Source organism: Aeromicrobium sp. (assembly GCF_036675695.1).
GTDB lineage: Bacteria > Actinomycetota > Actinomycetes > Propionibacteriales > Nocardioidaceae > Aeromicrobium.
This window is the reverse complement of record NZ_JAKFEL010000204.1, coordinates 1-2,444: the sequence shown is the minus strand read 5'-3', so window position 1 is coordinate 2,444 and position 2,444 is coordinate 1. Positions and strand designations below refer to the sequence as shown.

At 62.2% G+C, this 2,444-nt stretch carries 4 protein-coding genes and 1 tRNA gene; all 5 read right to left on the bottom strand.

What is annotated here, in order from left to right:
- On the bottom strand, nt 1-582 hold a 582-nt coding region (gene rplA / locus V6M39_RS12985), incomplete at its 3' end, for a 50S ribosomal protein L1 (RefSeq protein WP_332644233.1).
- Between the two features lie 91 nt (nt 583-673).
- Nucleotides 674-1,102, bottom strand: a complete 429-nt coding sequence (gene rplK, locus V6M39_RS12980) for a 50S ribosomal protein L11 (RefSeq protein ID WP_309971922.1) — start codon at nt 1,100-1,102, stop codon at nt 674-676.
- Nucleotides 1,103-1,152: 50 nt separating this feature from the next.
- Nucleotides 1,153-2,070, bottom strand: a complete 918-nt coding sequence (nusG, locus tag V6M39_RS12975; protein ID WP_332644232.1) for a transcription termination/antitermination protein NusG — start codon at nt 2,068-2,070, stop codon at nt 1,153-1,155.
- Nucleotides 2,071-2,088: 18 nt separating this feature from the next.
- The gene (gene secE / locus V6M39_RS12970; RefSeq protein ID WP_309971926.1) at nt 2,089-2,307 is read right to left on the bottom strand and encodes a preprotein translocase subunit SecE; all 219 of its coding nucleotides are present in this window, start codon (nt 2,305-2,307) and stop codon (nt 2,089-2,091) included.
- A gap of 36 nt (nt 2,308-2,343) precedes the next feature.
- A tRNA-Trp gene (locus V6M39_RS12965) sits at nt 2,344-2,416 on the bottom strand.
- Nucleotides 2,417-2,444 lie beyond the last annotated feature (28 nt).

Here is a 2,444-nt window from a genome sequence, read left to right as displayed (position 1 = left end):
GTCGAGCGCTGCACCGTAGTTCTCGGCGAGCTGCTCGGCGCTGAACGACGCCTTGCCGATCACGAACTGCAGGTTGGCGTGACGATCAACGCGGAACTCGATCTTGCCGCCCTTGATGTCGCCCACTGCCTTCGCGACGTCCGTCGTGACGGTGCCGGTCTTGGGGTTGGGCATCAGGTTGCGGGGACCGAGGACGCGGCCGAGTCGACCGACCTTGCCCATCATGTCGGGCGTCGCGACGACGGCGTCGAAGTCGAGCCATCCCTCGTTGACCTTGTCGACCAGTTCGTCGGCTCCGACGTGGTCGGCTCCGGCCTCACGTGCAGCGTCAGCGTTCGCGCCGGTGGCAAAGACCAGGACCCTGGAGGTCTTGCCGGTGCCGTGCGGGAGGTTGACGGTGCCGCGCACCATCTGGTCGGCCTTGCGGGGATCGACGCCAAGACCGATGGCAACATCTACGGTCGAGTCGTACTTCTTGCTCCCCGACTCCTTGGCCAACTTGGTGGCCTGGAGAGGTGTGTAGACGCTGTCCTTGTCGATCTTGTCGGCAACCGCGCGGTATGCCTTGGAGTGCTGTGCCATCTTCTGGTTCCTTCTCTGTTTGACCAGTCGTGGTCTGAACGGGCCCAGCCGGCCCTGCCACTACTTCTTGGGTTGGGGTGTTGGGGTGTTGCTAGTCCGTCGTGACGCCCATCGAGCGCGCAGTGCCCTCGACGATCTTCATGGCGGCATCGATGTCGGTTGCGTTGAGGTCCGGCATCTTGGTCGTGGCGATCTCGCGGATCTGATCCTTCGAGATCTTGCCGACCTTGTCCTTGTGCGGGACAGACGAACCCTTCTGCAGACCAGCGGCCTTCTTGATCAGCTCAGCCGCCGGCGGCGTCTTGGTGATGAAGTCGAACGTGCGGTCTTCGTAGATCGTGATCTCGACCGGTACGACGTTTCCACGCATGGATTCTGTGGCCGAGTTGTAGGCCTTGCAGAACTCCATGATGTTGACGCCGTGGGGGCCGAGCGCGGTGCCGACTGGCGGCGCCGGGTTGGCCATACCGGCCTGCAGCTGCACCTTGACGATGGCTGCAACTTTTTTCTTGGGAGGCATTTCTTGGGTCCTTGTGTGAATGGTTGTTGCGTGGTGGGTGCCGGTTTGGCTCAGACCTTCTGGATCTGGGTGAAGCTGAGCTCGACCGGCGTTTCGCGACCGAAGATCTCGACCAGGGCCTTGACCCGCTGAGCGTCGATGTTGATCTCGGTGATGGTCGCGTGCAGCGTTGCGAACGGTCCATCGACGACCATGACCGAATCGCCGACGATGAAGTCGGTGAACTCGACCTTGGAGGCCTTGGCCTGCTGCTTTTCGGGGGTGTCAGTTGCCGTGGCAACTTCTGCCTCCACTGCCGGGGCGAGCATGCTCTCCACCTCGGCAAGACTGAGGGGCACCGGCTGGTGGGAGTTGCCCACGAATCCGGTGACGGACGGCGTGTGGCGAACGACGCCCCACGACTCGTCGGTGAGGTCCATACGGACCAGGACGTAGCCGGGGAGGACGGTGCGCTTGACGAGCTTGCGCTGACCGTTCTTGATCTCGGCGACCTCTTCGGTCGGTACGACGACCTCGAAGATGAAGTCTTCGGCGTTGAGCGACGTGGTGCGGTTCTCGAGGTTCGTCTTCACACGCTTCTCCATGCCGGAGTAGGTGTGGACGACGTACCAGTCGCCGATCTGGTTGTGGAGACGCTCGCGGAACTCGGCAAGAGCGTCGGCAACCGGCTCGTCGACTGCTTCTGCGGCAGGAGCGTCAGAGTCTTCGGCGACGTCTTCGGCTGCGTCCTCTGCGACGGGTTCGTCAACCGGAGCGGCGTCCTCGATCGGCGCGTCTTCTACGGGAGCCGCATCCTCAACGGGTGCGTCTTCAGCGACGACATCCTCAACGGGAGCGTCCTCGACGGGCGCTTCGTCGACGGGCGCGTCAGCCGCGACGGTCTCGACGTCGGCTTCAGGGGTCGCGGAGTCCGTCTCGAAGACCTCTTCGGTCTCAGAGCTGGTCTGCGGGTCGATGCCTTGAGTCACAAATGATCCTTTGATGTCTTACGCGAAAATCCAGAACATGGCCTTGCCGAACCCGAAGTCGAGTCCAGCAACGATGGCCATCATCACGAGCACGAACACGAGTACGACCCAGAAGTAGTTGACGACCTGCGGACGGGTCGGCCACACAACCTTCTTGAGCTCGGCAATGACCTGCCGGTAGAACGTGGTCGGTGACGTACGGCCTGACTTGCCGGTCACCTCATGCCGTTCGCTCACGGTTCTCCTTAGTACGTCGTCGTTGTCGTCTTGTTGCAGGGCACGAGGGACTTGAACCCCCAACCTTCGGTTTTGGAGACCGGAGCTCTACCAATTGAGCTAGTGCCCTAGGTCAACTTCCCGCTGGGATCACGCCG

Bases quoted from the DNA above. Each gene is read 5' to 3' on its own strand.
- rplK (WP_309971922.1), bottom strand. From the start codon at position 1,102: ATGCCTCCCAAGAAAAAAGTTGCAGCCATCGTCAAGGTGCAGCTGCAG.